17 protein-coding genes are annotated in these 16,718 nt (G+C 44.1%); 7 read left to right on the forward strand and 10 right to left on the reverse strand.

Going from position 1 to position 16,718, the window contains the following annotated elements; all coding sequences use genetic code 11:
• On the forward strand, window positions 1–615 hold the full coding sequence (locus QQL36_RS12120; RefSeq protein ID WP_321569852.1) for a peptidylprolyl isomerase: 615 nt from the start codon (window positions 1–3) through the stop codon (window positions 613–615).
• Here QQL36_RS12120 and QQL36_RS12125 read toward each other — a convergent pair.
• The 6 genes from QQL36_RS12125 to QQL36_RS12150 are packed head-to-tail and all read right to left on the reverse strand — an operon-like array spanning window position 612 to window position 7,092.
• The gene (locus tag QQL36_RS12125) at window positions 612–1,265 is read right to left on the reverse strand and encodes a class I SAM-dependent methyltransferase (protein WP_321569853.1); all 654 of its coding nucleotides are present in this window, start codon (window positions 1,263–1,265) and stop codon (window positions 612–614) included. The two genes, QQL36_RS12120 and QQL36_RS12125, sit on opposite strands and share 4 nt — an antisense overlap.
• An 18-nt stretch (window positions 1,266–1,283) precedes the next feature.
• Window positions 1,284–2,270: a glycosyltransferase family 2 protein gene (locus QQL36_RS12130; RefSeq protein ID WP_321569854.1), complete on the reverse strand. Its 987-nt coding sequence runs from the start codon at window positions 2,268–2,270 to the stop codon at window positions 1,284–1,286.
• Complete coding sequence (locus QQL36_RS12135) at window positions 2,263–4,188, reverse strand: glycosyltransferase family 2 protein (protein ID WP_321569855.1); 1,926 nt, start codon at window positions 4,186–4,188, stop codon at window positions 2,263–2,265. The genes QQL36_RS12130 and QQL36_RS12135 overlap by 8 nt, the downstream gene beginning before the upstream one ends.
• Window positions 4,178–5,386: an ABC transporter ATP-binding protein gene (locus QQL36_RS12140; protein WP_321569856.1), complete on the reverse strand. Its 1,209-nt coding sequence runs from the start codon at window positions 5,384–5,386 to the stop codon at window positions 4,178–4,180. Before QQL36_RS12140 ends, QQL36_RS12135 begins: the two co-directional genes overlap by 11 nt.
• Entirely contained in the window at window positions 5,383–6,228 is an 846-nt protein-coding gene (locus tag QQL36_RS12145; protein ID WP_083721119.1) for an ABC transporter permease, read from the reverse strand. Before QQL36_RS12145 ends, QQL36_RS12140 begins: the two co-directional genes overlap by 4 nt.
• Before the next feature lie 3 nt (window positions 6,229–6,231).
• Window positions 6,232–7,092, reverse strand: coding sequence for a beta-1,6-N-acetylglucosaminyltransferase (locus QQL36_RS12150; RefSeq protein ID WP_321569857.1), 861 nt, complete (start codon window positions 7,090–7,092; stop codon window positions 6,232–6,234).
• A gap of 209 nt (window positions 7,093–7,301) precedes the next feature.
• Here QQL36_RS12150 and QQL36_RS12155 point away from each other — a divergent pair, with 209 nt between their 5' ends.
• Genes QQL36_RS12155 through QQL36_RS12165 form a run of 3 tightly spaced genes read left to right on the forward strand, consistent with a single transcriptional unit; the run spans window position 7,302 to window position 9,982 of the window.
• Window positions 7,302–7,718, forward strand: coding sequence for an acyl-CoA thioesterase (locus tag QQL36_RS12155; RefSeq protein WP_321569858.1), 417 nt, complete (start codon window positions 7,302–7,304; stop codon window positions 7,716–7,718).
• 3 nt (window positions 7,719–7,721) lie between these two features.
• Window positions 7,722–8,693: an NAD(P)H-quinone oxidoreductase gene (locus QQL36_RS12160; protein ID WP_321569859.1), complete on the forward strand. Its 972-nt coding sequence runs from the start codon at window positions 7,722–7,724 to the stop codon at window positions 8,691–8,693.
• Window positions 8,694–8,734: 41 nt separating this feature from the next.
• Window positions 8,735–9,982, forward strand: a complete 1,248-nt coding sequence (locus QQL36_RS12165; RefSeq protein ID WP_321569860.1) for an ATP-binding protein — start codon at window positions 8,735–8,737, stop codon at window positions 9,980–9,982.
• A gap of 36 nt (window positions 9,983–10,018) precedes the next feature.
• Here the strand turns inward: QQL36_RS12165 and QQL36_RS12170 are convergent, their stop codons facing one another.
• From QQL36_RS12170 to QQL36_RS12180, 3 genes are all read right to left on the reverse strand, one after another.
• Entirely contained in the window at window positions 10,019–10,936 is a 918-nt protein-coding gene (locus QQL36_RS12170; protein ID WP_321569861.1) for a DUF6600 domain-containing protein, read from the reverse strand.
• A gap of 17 nt (window positions 10,937–10,953) precedes the next feature.
• The gene (locus QQL36_RS12175; protein WP_321569862.1) at window positions 10,954–11,439 is read right to left on the reverse strand and encodes a hypothetical protein; all 486 of its coding nucleotides are present in this window, start codon (window positions 11,437–11,439) and stop codon (window positions 10,954–10,956) included.
• A gap of 111 nt (window positions 11,440–11,550) precedes the next feature.
• Window positions 11,551–12,234, reverse strand: coding sequence for a VIT1/CCC1 transporter family protein (locus QQL36_RS12180; RefSeq protein ID WP_083721103.1), 684 nt, complete (start codon window positions 12,232–12,234; stop codon window positions 11,551–11,553).
• A 177-nt stretch (window positions 12,235–12,411) separates the two neighbouring features.
• Between QQL36_RS12180 and yiaA the strand changes: the two genes are divergently transcribed.
• Together yiaA and QQL36_RS12190 are read left to right on the forward strand one after the other, a co-directional pair.
• The gene (gene yiaA / locus QQL36_RS12185; protein WP_083721101.1) at window positions 12,412–12,831 is read left to right on the forward strand and encodes an inner membrane protein YiaA; all 420 of its coding nucleotides are present in this window, start codon (window positions 12,412–12,414) and stop codon (window positions 12,829–12,831) included.
• A 159-nt stretch (window positions 12,832–12,990) separates the two neighbouring features.
• Window positions 12,991–13,323: a DUF4870 domain-containing protein gene (locus tag QQL36_RS12190; protein ID WP_083721099.1), complete on the forward strand. Its 333-nt coding sequence runs from the start codon at window positions 12,991–12,993 to the stop codon at window positions 13,321–13,323.
• A 147-nt stretch (window positions 13,324–13,470) separates the two neighbouring features.
• Here QQL36_RS12190 and QQL36_RS12195 read toward each other — a convergent pair whose 3' ends face one another.
• Complete coding sequence (locus QQL36_RS12195) at window positions 13,471–14,511, reverse strand: isoaspartyl peptidase/L-asparaginase (protein ID WP_321569863.1); 1,041 nt, start codon at window positions 14,509–14,511, stop codon at window positions 13,471–13,473.
• A gap of 119 nt (window positions 14,512–14,630) precedes the next feature.
• On the opposite strand from QQL36_RS12195, the gene QQL36_RS12200 reads away from it, so the two are divergent.
• Entirely contained in the window at window positions 14,631–16,703 is a 2,073-nt protein-coding gene (locus tag QQL36_RS12200) for a hypothetical protein (RefSeq protein ID WP_321569864.1), read from the forward strand.
• Window positions 16,704–16,718: the final 15 nt, after the last annotated feature.

Raw genomic sequence — 16,718 nt, forward strand, 5'->3', positions numbered from 1 at the left:
ATGAAATACATATACGCTAGTCTGTTTTTATTGATATTCGCAGCCTGCGGTCAGTCAGTCGACTACCGCTCCCAGGAAGTCATTCTTGACCAGGCAGTTACGATTGAAGATGCTTACAAGCTGGCTGATAAATATTCCTTTATCACCGCGACTCCATTGAACTCTTCAAAGGATACAAATGCTTTGGATAAAAAGCTGTTTAGTCTGAATGTAGGAGATACTGCCACAATTGAAGGACGTTATTACAGGGTAGTAGCTGATACAGGGAATTACACCTTCCGGGCCAGCTATATCCACCTGGATGGTGCAGTATTAAAGCATAAAGAGATAGACAGCCTCCGCACGTTGATACAACAGCAATACGCCGCCGGTAAATCTTTCGAAGAGCTGAATACTAAATACAACATGGATCCCAATCAAAAGGACGGAGATACCGGTCCATTTACTGCCGGTATGATGGTAAAACCATTTGAAGATGCTGTACGTGTCCACAAAAAAGGAGATATCTTTTTAGTAGATGTGCCTGATAAGAAATGGTACTTTGTAGTGAAGAAAACTGCCGATAATGAAGGCGAAAAAATAAGGATCGTATTAAGTATTAAGAAAGTAAACTAACGATAAAAAGAGGTCACTGCTTCCTGACCTGTATAATTTGGCCCGGTCTGGTCATCAGCACCCACATAGGTCCAGGTGATATCAATATGCCGGGGGCCGGTACATGTCAGGAGCTTCCTTCTTTTATTATACTCAATCCCATACAAAGCAAATAATTTCTTTACATCCACCCCCTGTATATTATTCAGATCAAGATTGGCCACAAACAAGCCCCATGGTTGCAACGTTGCTATTGCCCTCACTAACACCTTCAATTTATCGCCTATATAATGAATACCATGTACACAGGTAATCAGATCATATTTCTCCGCAGGAACCCAATTCACTAAAGATCGTACCTCAAATTCCAGGCAACCAATAAAAGGAGGTATTTCCTGGAACAAATCCACCAGGTCAATCCCTTTCAATTGCACCCCTGACTGCTGCGCTAATCCTTTCGCATATTGAATCAATGCATTACCCTCCCCACAACATAAATCCAGCCATTTCACCTCACCCCTTTGCGCCAGGCAATCATCGAGGTACTTCGACGGATTGAAAAATAATTCCTTTTCATAACTATTCACTCCAATCGCCACCCGCTTACGATTCATCTTGTTATTCGCCACAATGGGAGACCAGATTAATTCAGCTTCTGTCAGCAATTTCATAACAACAAAATACTAAATTCATTGCTTGTATCGAAGCATTATTTTCAATAAAATTTTACATAAAAAATAGAGCGTTACCTTGTTCGGGTGCATCTTAAATGCTTTGCCAGCCTGGTTAAGCGCTTGTAGGGGTGCATTGTATTTATGATAGGTCATATCAGTAGTTCGTGCAAAATATAATGACCAGTTATATTGGGCCTGCCGTTTTAAACGGGAACGTTCTGTAGCAGGAAGATAAGGTTGTATCAGGTGAATGGCTTTCGAAATATCAAGAATATGCTGACAGGACAGGAAATACCTGCTGGTGATATTGGATGTATGTACTCTGTAATAGGCCAGCCGCTCTGGCGTATAAACCACCGGGTAATGCGCGGCAATCCTTACCCACATTTCCCAGTCCTCGCCATAATGAATGCCGAAAAAACCACCTAATTGTTCATAGACCTTTCTTCTGACCAATACTGCTGGTGGCTGCATTTTTTGCCCTGTAGCTATCTGCAATAGCCAATCCTGTATAACCCCTGTCTCCGTCTTCAGGACGTTACTTTTATTAATTTCAGCTCCCTGCTCATTGATGTATGAAAAACCTGTGCAAATGGCCCCGGCATCAGGATATTGTTCAAATAACTGCGTGGCCTGCTGATAAATACCCTGCCCTGATAAGTCATCTCCGTGTAATAAGTGCACAAAATGCCCCTTTGCACGATTAAGACATGTTTCAAAATTACGCAGGCTCCCACGGTTCTCCGGTTGTTGGTAAAACGATACCCGACCCTGGCCAATCGATGCTACCAGTGCTGCAATATCCCCATCTGTACTACAATCATCCACTACTTCAATCTGCATCAGCGCCGGCCCCAGGTCCTGTTCCAGCACACTTTTTAAAGTAGCTTCCAGGTAGTGACTACAATTGTAAGTTGGGATCATCACAGACCATAATGGTCTGTGTACCTCCGGTGAAAGCGGCTCTATAATAGGTGGTTGATCGGGAATCCTGTTATTCATAATATGCCTTCCAGTTTTGTTGTCCGGATTGTAACGCCAATCGCTCCTCTTCATTTGATAACAGGGGTATTTGCCTTTTTAATACCTCCTTCACTAATTGCAACATCATTTTCCTGTTGTCCGACATATTCTGACCATGAATCCGGTAAGCAGCTATCCTTTCTTTATGATGAAAAGTAGGTAGCAGCCTTGCTATTTTCAGGTTGAGGTCATAATCTTCACATGCCTTCAGTTTTGTGTCAAAATGAAAATGAAAGAACAGGTCCCTCCTGTATAGAATACAACCTTCCATACCTATGTAGTTCCCCTGCAATAAAGAGAGGTACCCGGTTCCGCTATTATATACTTCCGCTATGAATTCCCCGTTTGCATCAACCCTGTCATGTGCACCGGATACAAAAGCTAACTGCGGATAGTACCTGAAATAGAAAAGGTTTACTTCAGCAGCGCCTGGATATAAATAATCATCTGCATCGAGGAAGATCAGGAATTCCCCCTTACTAAATTGTACGCCTATATTCCGCGCTGCTGATAAACCAACACGTTCTACATAGATGTATTTCACCCGGTCTCCATATTCTTTACAAATCGCCGCCGTATCATCGCTGGAACCATCATCCACTACTATAACTTCCATATTGGGCCATGTTTGGCCCAGCGCACTCTCAATGGCCGGTCTGAGATAATGCCCATGGTTGTAACAGGGAATAATTACAGAAACAAGGTTCCACGCTACAGAAACCGGTTCCAACAGCCATAAGGGAAATGTCTGAATATCCTGCCGCCACAGGTGTTGATGTGCTTTATAAAATCGAATACCAGATTTACACCCCCTGATCTCAGTGATAATATGCCTGATATACTCCTCCTTGTTCCCTTTTATCCATTGTATTAATCGCTGCAGGTAGTATCGGGGTAACCCTTGCCGTAGTCGCTTTAATTCTCCCGGATGCTGGTAATTTTCATATTGCACAAGCAGTGCACTGACATGCCCACGCATATAACCGAACAGTTGTTTTCGCAACCCTTCTTCAGTAGAACGATGTTCATGATAAACAAACAACTCCGGTACATAATAACAATCCCACCCTTCGGCCAGTATGCGGTGCCACATTTCCGAATCACCACTACACCCCGAAGCTCCTACATCCAGCCTTTCATCAAATAACCCCGCCACCTGGAATGCTTCTTTCCGAAAGGCCATATTAGCTCCCGCGCCGATATCCCATGCCGGCACACCATACTCAAGGTGATCAAGAAAATACCGGTGATTAAACCGCTTGGGCAGATACCCTTTATTAAACCCCCACTTTCTTTCAAATGTATACTGCGCCCTTGTATCCAGGGAGGCGGGTATCACAAGCCCTGTCACTGCCATGATCAAAGGATCTGTAAAACATGCCTTTAGATTAGTGATCCAGTTTTGCGGAATGAGGACATCATCATCAGTATAAGCTATAATATCTCCTGTAGCTGTTCTGGCACCTGTATTACGTGCTATATCAAGCCCCTTCCTGTCTTCACGAACATATCGCACCTGGGCAAACTGTTTTGCTACCAGCAATGTCTCATCATTCTCCGGCGCATTATCCACCACAATCAATTCAAATTCAGTATCGGGACCAGATAATAATGATTGCAGGCACTTATACAATGACTGTGGCCGGTGACGGGTACAAATCACAACAGATAATCTTACTGCCTGATCCGTAAATGCAAGTGATGAACCACATTCGCTGTAATGTGTCAGTGCAGGTTGTATAGCAGCCCGTATTTTGACAGTAATGTCCTCCGGCGAAGTAACCCATACATGCCCCAATGGTACTTCTCCTAACCATACCACAACATAATGCTGGCCTTTCTCTACAGAAAAACTATCTACTGCGGATAATTGTATATGGTGTATTTTATAGTACATGCTGCTGTTTTAAAATCACCGGAAACGCAGGACGAACATACCCCATCCATTTCCCAAACCAGGCGGTATTCTCCCTGAAATCCTCCACATTGAATGAAAGACAACCTTCAAAATAAAATATCCGCTGCGTCGTGTCTTTTACAAAAACAATGGATAAATAGTAAGCACCATTGTTTAGAAAATTACCCGGTATATTACATTCCCCCGTTATAAGCCCTGCACGCAGATCTGATCCTTTGGATGCCACATCAAAAATGCATTCACCTGCCATGTTAAATAAATGAATGCCAACAATCAGACTACCCGGATCGGGATCGCTATACCAAAATTCAAACCTGGTAGTAAATGGTGTACGGATATCGAAAATATCCGTATCATATTCAATGGCTATTTTTTTGATTCGTATATAATCATTGCCAGGCGCTGATTCTGGCGTATCATAACTTTGTTCCAGGTAATTGTTGTCTGTACTTTTCAGGTAATTGGCAATCACAGTCTCCGGCTTGCCTGAATCAATGATATGCCCTTTATGTAAGGTGATGACCCGATCACACAGGTTTTGCAACGCCTGCGTATTGTGACTTACAAACAAAACCGTCTTTCCTTTTCTGTCTGAAATTTCTTTCATTTTCCCCAGGCATTTGCGCTGGAATTCTACATCTCCCACAGCCAGTACCTCATCTACAATCAGAATTTCAGGATTTAAATGTGCGGCTATCGCAAATGCCAGTCGCATATACATGCCACTTGAATAATGCTTGACAGGTGTATCAATTAATTCCTCTACACCAGAAAATGCAATGATCTCATCGAAACAGCTTTTTATCTCGGAACTTTTCATTCCCAGAATATTGCCATTGAGAAAAATATTTTCACGTCCTGTCAGATCTCCATGAAATCCTGACCCGACTTCAAGCAGACTGGCAATAGTCCCCCTGCCAGATATGCTGCCCGTAGTAGGTGTAGTTATAGAAGAAATGATTTTTAACAGGGTGGATTTTCCCGCACCATTGTTACCAATGAACCCCATGACTTCTCCCTGGTTGATTTCAAAGTTGATATCTTTCAGCGCCCATAGTAAGTATTTATCAGCATTCTGTCGCTTTAGCCAAAAGCGAATATCCTCCCGAAGCCGGCCAGAACCTGGATTACCAAGACGGTATAATTTGGAGATGTTTTCAACCTTTATAGCTATCATACAACGTCCATTATTTTAAGTTCCTTTTTCTTAAACAGCGTAATGCCCACCACTAATAAAAATAGTACTTCTACAATGCAAAGTGCCAACCAGCGGTAATGAACAGGTTCATTCGAAAAATAAGCTGCCCTGAATGTTTCTGTGATGACAGTGAGCGGATTTAACCAAAACAATAACTGGTATCGGGCCGGAACAATTGATGCCGGGTACACCACCGGTGTGGCAAACATAAATAGCCTGAGTATAAACTGAAGTGCATAATCCAGGTCCCTGTATCTCGCGGTAAAAACGCTGATAATCAGGCCGGCTCCCAGACCGAATCCTGCGGTCAACAGCAACAGGAATGGAGTAAGCAATATGTAGTAATTACCATGTATTCCCATCGTGGCAAAATGATAGATGTAGATGGCAATAAAAAGTAACAATTGAATACCTATCCTGATACTATGTGAAAGTACATTGCTAACAGGCACTACCAATCGTGGAAAATATACCTTATTGAAAATATTGGCATTTTGCAAAAAAGTATACATCGTCCCATTCAGACAATCGGAAAAGAAACTCCAGAAGAGAATCCCGGACAAATAAAATAGTACGGGCGGAATACCTCCCGTAGAAATCTTTACCACCTTTCCAAAGATGATATAGTAAACCAGGGTAGTCAGTGCCGGTTGAATAAATACCCAAAAAGGTCCCAATACCGTCTGCTGATAACTTGCAATCAGGTTACGCCTTACAAACCGGAACAAGAGATCTTTGTAACTGACAATTTCGCGGAGGTTCCAATCAAACCATTTTGTATTGGCATTAATTTCCCAGTCCCAGCTTTCGTTATTTTTCATCGGTTAAACCCAATTTTTAGTATAAAGGATGGTTCTATCAATTTCGTCCTGTATCTGATTGTCAATATTGGGATCAAATTTCCTCGCAAACAGCCGGCTACTATGCTGCAGACAATTCAGATCTTCCATAGTAAGCACTTTCGGGTGCGATCCACCGCCAGAACGATCTATATAGCGGTAATTGTCATTGATGATCATATTGCTTAATGGACTGTTCATCAGCAAGGTATTCACCAGGAATTCATCCGGCGCCCAGGTGTGTTTGAAAAATGAATAACATGTTCTTTCAGACAGGAACTGGCTTAGGTAGAATGCGGCCTCTCCACTCAGCGTCCAGTAAGCAGCTAAAGGCCCTCCATATAGCTGGTAGGGTAGTGGAAACTCCCTTTGCGGTAAAAGGTTGGAAAGTATATTTTCCAGTCGGTGTTTTCCCCTGAAACTGTAATCTATCAGGTGATATCGGGTATACCGCTGATGCGCTTCGTTCCACCAGGCAGTAGGCGGTGTTTCTGAGGTAAGGAAAGAGTGACCAATATAAGCATTGAGAAAATCATAAATATAACCAGTCGGTTTTATCGGATAGTCCTGCCCGCTCAGCAGGTTGACATAGTCATACGATCGGCCACTTGAAAAAATAGCACGCAGCGACGCACCGATGGCCTCAAGCTGACTAAACCCTGCCCAATGCACTGTTTTACGTTCCTGAACAAAAAAAGTATTCGGCAAGCTCGAGAGGGGTATAAAAGGAGCGATGTCTACTTTATTGTCAAGGTGTACATAAAAATCAAATTTCCTGTGGTATAGCGTTCTAATCAATCTCTCTGCCATAGCAGGGTACTGATGCAACACGATAATGTTGGCCATCCTCATAACGATCTCATTGTTGTGGTATCACTGTTACTCGATAGAGAAAAAAATCAGGGAGGAGATAGGTATAGTAGTAATATTAAAATTATTAAAACAAATTGAATAAAAGGGTAGTAAAAATTCGACAAAAACAAATATTGATAAAAGGGAAATATTATCAGAATCCTTCATGTAGATTTGCTTATAAATGAAAAAGGACCAACACAATGGAATACGTAAAAGAATACACCGTTAAACCAGAACACATCGACGTTCAGAACATCATGGACGGTCTCTATTACCCTTTCTACATGGAATATTGCAGACACGACTTTATCAAAGACATACTGGGTTTCAGCCTGGAAGAAGAAGCACAGAAAGGCATCAATATGGTGCTGTCTCAATATACCATCCAGTTCGTTCGCTCTCTGAAAAGAGACGATACATTCACCGTTACCTGTCAGCTCATGGCTGATGGAAGCGGCAAACCGCAGATCCATTTTGAACAGAAGATCATGCTCAATAACAAGGTCGTTACCAAAGCGGTATTCACAGGCACCTGTGTACCTGCTACCGGTGGCAGACCTTTCCTGCCAGATGCTATCAAAGAAAAACTGAAAGACGCACCCATTTTAAACGCATAAGCTATGAAAGCCATCGTCATTACCAAACCCGGAGGACCGGAAGTACTGCAACTACAGGAATACCCTACACCCACACCGGGTGCAGAAGAAGTGCTGATTGAAATCAAAGCGGCCGGACTGAACAGGGCAGACGTCTCTCAGCGCAAAGGGAAGTATCCACCTCCTCCCGGTGTAGTACAGGAGATCCTGGGAATGGAAGTGGCTGGCATCGTAAAGGAATGCGGCCCGGATGTGACCATGTGGAAACCCGGCGATAAAGTATGTGCCCTCATTGCTGGTGGTGGATATGCCACCTATGTCACTGCGAAAGAAGGACAATGTCTACCCATACCAGATAAACTTTCATTTGCCGAAGCAGCCAGTCTGCCCGAAGTGATAGCCACCGTATGGACAAATGTCTTTCAGCGGGCACGCTTACAACCCGGCGAAAATTTGCTGGTCCATGGTGGTAGCAGTGGTATCGGTATTGCTGCTATCCAGCTGGGGCATGCCTTTGACGCAAATGTATACGTAACCGTCGGCTCAGAAGAAAAAGGCAAAGCCTGCCTGGAACTCGGAGCCGCCGGTTATGTCAATTATAAAGAACAGGACTTCAGGGAGGCATATGCCAGCACTGGCATGGACGTGATTCTCGACATGGTGGGAGGGGACTATCTGGACAAAAACGTTCAGCTACTCAATACCGAAGGCCGCCTGGTGTACATTAATGCCATGGGTGGAAACATGGCGCAGCTGAACATCGGCAGGATGATGCAGAAGCGCCTCACTATCACTGGTACGACCCTGCGCCCCCGTGATTATACCTTTAGAAAAGCCCTGTCACAGGAGCTGCTGGAAAAAGTTTGGCCACTTATTCACAACGGAAAATACAAGCCTGTCATATATGCAACTTTTACATATGATAAAGCTCCGGAAGCCCACGCCCTCATGGAAAGCAGCCAACATATCGGTAAGATTATATTAACGAATGAATAAGCCTTTTATATTACTTTTGCCCACTTAAATGCGCACGTAATATGAAAGAAAAAGTGTCTGTTACAGATACCGGTATACAGTCTTCCGGCCTTCCCCGGGACTACATGGAAGCGGTGGCAGAATATATCTGGAATGGTTTTGACGCAGCTGCATCCATCATCGATATCACTTTTGAAACAAATGAAATAGATACTATCCATAGTCTGTCCATTACAGACAATGGTACTGGTATCGACTATGAACAGCTGAAGGAGACCTTCGGTAACTTCAACGACTCTATCAAGAAGGCCACCTTTCAGAAGACATCTTCCTTCATCAAAGGAAACAAAGGCCGTGGACGTTTCTCCTTTTCCGCCTTTAGTGGAAAAGCATTGTGGAAAACAGTCTATAAAGACCAGACCACCGGTCAGCTCAAAGCTTACGAGATCCTCATTACAAAAAACTCTAAAGATTATTTCGATCCGCACAACAACCGGGATCTGTCTAAAGGTGCTACCGGCACCATGGTGACTTTCACGGACCTCTTTGCTGTGACTGGTTTTTCCTTTCAGTCAGATGAATTTAAGACCTTCCTGGAAAGAGAGTTTGGCTGGTTTCTGATGCTGAACCGGGAAAAGGAATACCAGATCCGCATCAATGGAGTGGCTGTACCTTACCAGCAACTGATAGCAGAAAGCGATATTGGCACCTTGCCCATCAAGGATGTGGAGGGTAAGGACCACTATTTCAAGATTACCTTTGTCAGGTGGTCTGAGCGTATTGGCGATAAATTCTTCTTTTACTTCCTCAACTCCCATCAAAAGGAATTGTTCAAGGACCTCACTTCATTTAACAATAATGCGATCGGGTTTTATCACAGTGTGTATGTAGAATCCCGCTACTTCGATGCTTTCAACCCTCAGGATAATGAGTTGTCTCAAAACCTGTTTGAACGCACCCGTCAGCATGGAGTATTCAAATCGCTGATGAATCACCTGCATGAGCTGGTGCGACTGCGTCAGAAAGCCTTTGTAGATGGAGAAGCGGCAGAGAAACTGGTGGATAACTATGAGAAGAACGGCATCATTCCAAAACTCAATGATGGGAGAAAAAAGAAGGCATTGCTCAAGGTGGTGAAGAGTCTTTACTGTATAGAACCCCGTTTATTTCAAGGATTAAACAAAGAGCAGCAGCGTATCAATGTTGGCTTGCTCGGTATTCTGCTGGAAGCAGGTATGAAGGACGACATTGTAGAGCTGGTCAGCCATATTGTACCACTCACAGACGAAGACAGAAAGTTGTTGAGATAAAAGAATGCTGGTGATTATATCACCAGCATTCTTTTATTACCTTCTCACTCTCGATGATGGTGACGGTGAAGACATCATAGGTGCTGTACGCATAGGCAAACTATTTACATTTCGTATTTGCTCAGATCTTTGTATGGTCGGCGTCGGTCTGTCCTGCATTTGCATAATTGGCCGGGCAGTCGTGTTACTATTAAAACTCCTGAACTGTCTGGGTTGTGGATTCTGAACCTGTGGTCTGTACACCTGCATGTTATTGCCAGTCTGTACGGCATTGCCGCGTACTCTGGTTTCCTGTATAGCCATCGGGGTGATAGTCCTGTTAGTATACCGCTGAACCTCTGCCACATTCGGTCCCTGTGAATAATACAGGTTATTGCCGTGTGTAGTGGCAAAATTGTTAATCACAGAGATCCTGTCCGCACTATTGGGCCGTGTTACCACTCTCGAAATATCATTGTCATATATGTGATCCCTTGGCACCTGGTTCCAGTAATAGTCATGTGGTCTCCACCCGCCATAGGCAGCACCTACGCCTACACCAGGTCCCAGTGGCGCCCAGCAGTAATAGTTATCCACAGCACCCCAGGTAACCCATGCCGGTGACCAGTCGTATCCGGGTATCCATAACCAGCCATACGCATCGTCGTAAAACCAGCGGCCATAATGAAAAGGTGCCCATCCCCAGTTGAAATCAGATGCCCACATCCATCCTTCATTGCTATATACCCAATGACCATTCGTTGCATAAGGACGGAATTCTCCATCCATTCCCGGACTCCACACATGGCCATAGCCAGGGTAATCAATCCAGCTGCCATAAGGCGACAGGTCATCGTAAAATGTCTGGTAAGTAATACTTCCATTCGGGGAGGTGCTACCTTGTATCGCAGTTGTAGTAGTACAACTATTCAACAACAATAAACACGAACACAGGGCTAAAACAATACGTTTCATGACTATTAAATTTAAGGTTATTTCAATGCCTGGAAGAAACTCACATTCCCTTCATCAGAAACCTGTAACACTTCTTTCTTAGCGCCCTTGCTGAGCTCCACGAAATAACTGTCGGGGGCGTCAGCAGTCACACCAAATAACTGCATATCTGTACCATTATTCTCGTTATCATCATACCTTATTACAGATACCACATTGTAATCTTGGTATTCTTTCCTGATTTTGCTTTGAGCTTTCAGGGGCAGGTCGGTAAACTTTTTACTGCTGGTAGTACCTACCAATTCGGAGCCAGCATCGTAATAGGCTGTCATGGTATGCCCATGCCGCTGGAAGATGACCTCATCGAAATTGCCGGGATGAGACCATACCGCATGCTCCACATGGCTGAAATCCTGTGAGAATTGTGTTTTGGATAGATTGCTGACAACCTTGTCAAAGGAGTTTGCCTCACTGGTCATTACCACCATGAAAAGGGCGGCTGCTGATAAGAATAACGTTTTCATATGCTTTTAGTTTAATACTGATACAAAGCTAAAAGCATATGAAACGTCAAAGTAGGCGATGTAGGTCAATGGGGTTAAATGGTCGGTCAGGAGGCAAAGTCGTGTTCTGAATCAGCTCACCAATTTAGCCAGTGAATAAGCCGCCACAGCCGCTATAATGCCTGTGAGCGCTACCTTCAAAGTGCCTTTTATCAAAGGTTGCCCGGTTACTTTTGATTTAAAGTACCCAAATATGATCAGGGCTACCACCGTAATGATACAAGAAAAATAAAACCCCTGCTGGTTATTGGAAGTCATTAGATAGGGGAACAAAGGAATAAACCCACCTGCCAGGTAAGAGAATGCAATCGTCAATGCAGATTTGATCGCTCTGTCCTTATCCGGTTTATCTAGCCCCAGTTCAAAGCGCATCATAAAGTCTACCCATTTATGTTTGTCCTGGCTGATTTGTAAAGTCACTTGCTTACTCAGCTCTTTATCTACACCCATGTCAATAAAGATGGCTTCCACCTCCATTCTTTCTGTGTCCGGTACATTCTCTACTTCTTCATATTCCCGTTTTAGTTCGGAATCATAGTGCTCTACTTCTGTCTGACCGGCAAGAAATCCACCCAATCCCATTGAAATGCAACCTGCTGCAATTTCAGAAAGTCCGGATACGATAATGAGGTGGTTCGTATCCAGTACGCCGCTCAACCCCGCAGTAAGGGCAAAAGGTACGGTTAACCCGTCGGACATGCCGATGATAACATCTCTGACAAAGTTGGAGCTACTGATGTGTGTTTCCTGATGCATGCTTATTAGTATTGATATAAAATTATCAAAATAGAATGAGTATTTAAAACCGGCACATTAGAGAAGCTTGATTTTCATAATATTATAACGCAAAAAAATTTTATCCCTGAATTCAGCTATTTCAAGCCCCTGATAATTAGGGTTAATTTGTATCTTATATAGAAATTTACCGATACAATGAAACAAAAACCATCGATGGCATTTATTGCCGCATCCTGGGTTGCGTTGCTTATTGGGGTTGTTGGCTACATCGTAGGCCTGTATAATGCCCAAATGCAACTTAATGAAAAGGGATACTATTTCACTGTGCTGATGTATGGTCTCTTTGCAGGGGTATCTGTGCAAAAGTGCGTAAGGGATAGGTTAGAGAAAATTCCCGTTACAGACATTTACTATGGTATAAGCTGGGTGTCTACATTACTCTGTCTGATCCTCCTGGCAGTTGGATTATGGAACGCCACCATGCTGCCTAGCGAAAAAGGATTTTACGCATTTGCATTTTTACTGAGCATTTTTGGTGCCATCGCAGTACAGAAAAACACCCGCGATAGCCAGGCTGCAAAGGAAGAAATCGCTGATATTAATAGAGAGGCATAGTTTTAATATTCTGATCCTGAATTGATTGCATTGTTTGTAGTTGTTTCGTAGACGCTGTTTTTTTCGCTTGTAGTACTTCCGTAGTAGGCAAAAAATAGCTACACATGTTTGGGGCAAATACTTTTGTGACATCATCAATCACAAAAAAATGATCATATCATGAAGGACAAAACATTAGCTATCGTCGCCTACTGTACAATAATTGGTTGGGTAGTTGCATACATTAAGTATAAAGAAACACCTGAACGTTCACCACTGGTACGTTACCATCTTGCACAGGCCTTAGGCGTATTTATCGCTGGTCTGGCAATTTCAATTATTGTTTCTATCGTCGCAAGAATAATTCCTACCATGGGATTCCTCTTGAGTGTAGCCGGCCTTCTTCCATTGATTCTGCTGATATTTGGAATAATAACAGCTTCTAATGAAGCACAGAGACCTGTACCAGTAATTGGTAAAGTCTTCGAAAACAAATTCAGCTTTCTGAACTAAGCATGTTTTCAGAAAAAATTAATCCCAATCATTGTTGAAAAGCCCGGATTAACTATCCTTTTGAAAGCATAAAAAGACTGACTAATAAGGTGTTATTTACCATTCTCCCCTCTAAAAATGGTTGCCTGTTAGTCAGTCTTTCGCTTTTTATTGTGGTTTGTAGATCTCAATATCAATCTGGCCATCTTCGGTAATAGTACCTCTGTACATTCCTTCTGTATTAAAAGGCATCACAGCATGGCCTGCCTGATCCAGTGCAATTAATCCACCGCTCCCACCCAGGATACCGATTTTCTCAATCACTGTTTTCGCAGCCAGATCCAGACTAATACCCTTGTATTCCATCATGGCAGAAAGGTCGTAAGCTGCTACGTCTCTGATATAATATTCACCCCAACCGGTACAGGACACAGCGGCAGTTTTATTATTAGCATAAGTACCCGCACCAATGATAGGAGAGTCACCGATACGGCCGTACTTTTTGTTGGTCATACCACCAGTAGAGGTTCCTGCCGCCAGGTTACCATTTCTGTCCAGCGCTACAGCGCCTACTGTACCGAACTTGTTATCCACATTTTCGATACCCAGTTTGCCGGCTGGCGTATAACTATGGTCCGGTTTTGTTTTGGTAGAATCGGTTTTGAGTACTTGTTGCAGGGCGTCCCAGCGTTCCTGTGTCCAGAAATATTTAGGGTCTACGATTTCCAGACCTGCATCTTTTGCAAACTGCTCAGCTCCACGACCCGCCAGCATCACATGTTCAGATTTCTCCATCACAGCCTTGGCGGCAGCAATCGGATGTTTGACAGTGGTCACCCCGGCTACAGCACCTGCCTGCAGGGATTTACCATTCATAATGGCAGCATCCATTTCATTTTTGCCATCATGAGTGAAAACAGCGCCTTTGCCCGCATTGAAGAGAGGAGAGTCTTCCATCACCTTGATCGTAGCTTCTACTGCATCAACACTGCTCTTGCCGGCTTTCAGGAGTTTGTAACCCGTAATCAGGGCTTCTTTCAGTACCGCTGTGTAAGCAGCTTCTTTTTCAGGAGTCATGTTTTGTTTGGTAATCGTACCAGCACCGCCATGAATTACTAAAATATATCTTTCCTGTGGTGGGGTACCTTCTTCGGCATAGCAAACCGCCTTCAGACTAAGCATAAGGCAGCACAAGAGTAACTTTTTCATATAAGCTAAAATAGTAAAAAGACAGCATAGGATACCTTTCCTCTTATCATTTTGCATATTTGAAAAGTCAACTTTTTATGCAAACGTTTCCATAAAAACGTACTTTTAGTATTCCACGAATGAAAAACTATATTACTTTCCTGTTGACCTGCACATACAGTATAGTGTGTGGACAAACGCCCATCAACCGCCAGGCGCTGGTTGAGCGGCATAATGTGACCCTGCACCAGGCAGATACGCTCGCTGCTCTGACACTGGGCAATGGCAACTTTGCATTTACTGTAGATGTCACTGGTTTGCAAACGTTTCCCGAAGCATATAGCAAAGGTATTCCCCTGGGTACCCAGTCAGGCTGGGGATGGCATAGTTTTCCCAATAGGGAAGGGTATAAAATCGATGAAGCTTACCAGCCTTATCACCTGCATGGCCGGGATATCACCTACGCGGTACAAAAAAAGAATACCCCTGCTGTCGACTATTTCCGCCAGAATGTACATCGCTTACAATTGGGAAATATTGGGTTTCAGATACTGAAAAGGAATGGACAACCCGCTACCCTCGATGATATCCAACAGCTAGACCAGGTACTGGACCTCTGGAATGGAGAGATCCGCAGCGCTTTTACTGTAGAAGGCGTCCCCGTAAAAGTCCGTACCGTCGTTCATCCGCAAAAAGACCTCGTATCCATCAAAGTCATTTCCCCGCTTGTAAAGCAGGGGCGTCTGAAAATCCGTATCCGCCTTCCTTACCCCACAGGCGAATTCGCAGATGCAGGTACAGACTACCAGCATCCTGACAGGCACCAATCGTCTGTTATTAAACCCGGTCTTATCATCCACGAGTTAGATTCAACCCATTATTATCTGAATTACTCCCCTATAAATACCAGCAGTCCTCATCTCCATGAGTTTCTGCTTACCCCTGACGAGGAGATCACTGTTGAGTTCTCTCCTCATGAAGCGCAGGACCTTCCTTCTTTTGCGCAAACGGAAAAAGACAGCCGCCAATACTGGCAGGCATTCTGGAAAAGGGGCGGAGCGGTTGATTTCAGTGGTAGTACAGACCCCCGCGCCTTTGAACTGGAAAGGAGAGTGGTCCTTTCCCAATATCTCATGGCAGTGCAATGTGCTGGCTATATGCCGCCGCAGGAAACAGGGTTGACGTACAATAGCTGGTATGGTAAACCACACCTTGAAATGTACTGGTGGCATGCCGTTCATTTTGCTCTTTGGGGAAGGGCAGACCTGATGGAGAAAAGCCTGCAATGGTATGCGACCGTTGCAGACAAAGCCCGTGCTATTGCGCAAAGACAGGGTTACAAAGGTATTCGCTGGCAAAAGATGACAGACCCTGAAGGGAATGAAAGCCCCTCTTCTGTAGGCGCTTTCCTCATCTGGCAACAGCCTCATTTTATTTACATGGCTGAGTTACTGTATCGCCAGCACCCGGAAGTATTGGCAAAATATCAGTCGCTGGTCGCTGCCACGGCCGATTTTATGGCATCTTATGCGTGGTATGACAGTGCCACCCATCATTATATTTTAGGCAAAGGTCTCATTCCTGCACAGGAAAGATTTAAACCGGAAGACACGTACAATCCAACATACGAACTGGCTTACTGGCGATGGGGATTGCAAACGGCTCAACGATGGAGAGAAAGAGCAGGGCTACCCCGTAACCCGGAATGGGATCAGGTATTAAATGGCTTATCACCACTACCACAGCAGGAAGGCTTGTACCTGGCAGCTGAAAGTGCGCCTGATAGTTATACCCGACCGGCATACATGACAGATCACCCAGCTGTACTGGGTACCCTGGGGATGTTACCCACCAGTGCTGCACTGGATACGGTTGTTATGCATCATACCCTCGATAAGATATGGACCAGCTGGGATTGGAAAGATACCTGGGGATGGGATTTTCCACTCACCTGCATGACGGCGGTGAGACTGGGACAACCTGAAAGAGCGATAGATGCCCTGTTTATGAATATCAAAACAAATACCTGGTTACCCAATGGCCATAACTACCAGGATGATCGGTTAAGGCTTTACCTGCCTGGAAACGGTGGGTTATTAACAGCGGTGGCCCTGATGTGTGCAGGTTATGATGGCTGTACCATCAAAGAACCGGGTATTCCTAAAAACGGTAAATGGAAAATAAAATGGGAAGGCCTGCAGCCTATGCCCTGATAAATTAAAATAAAT

It is taken from the genome of Chitinophaga sp. LS1, assembly GCF_034274695.1.
GTDB lineage: Bacteria > Bacteroidota > Bacteroidia > Chitinophagales > Chitinophagaceae > Chitinophaga.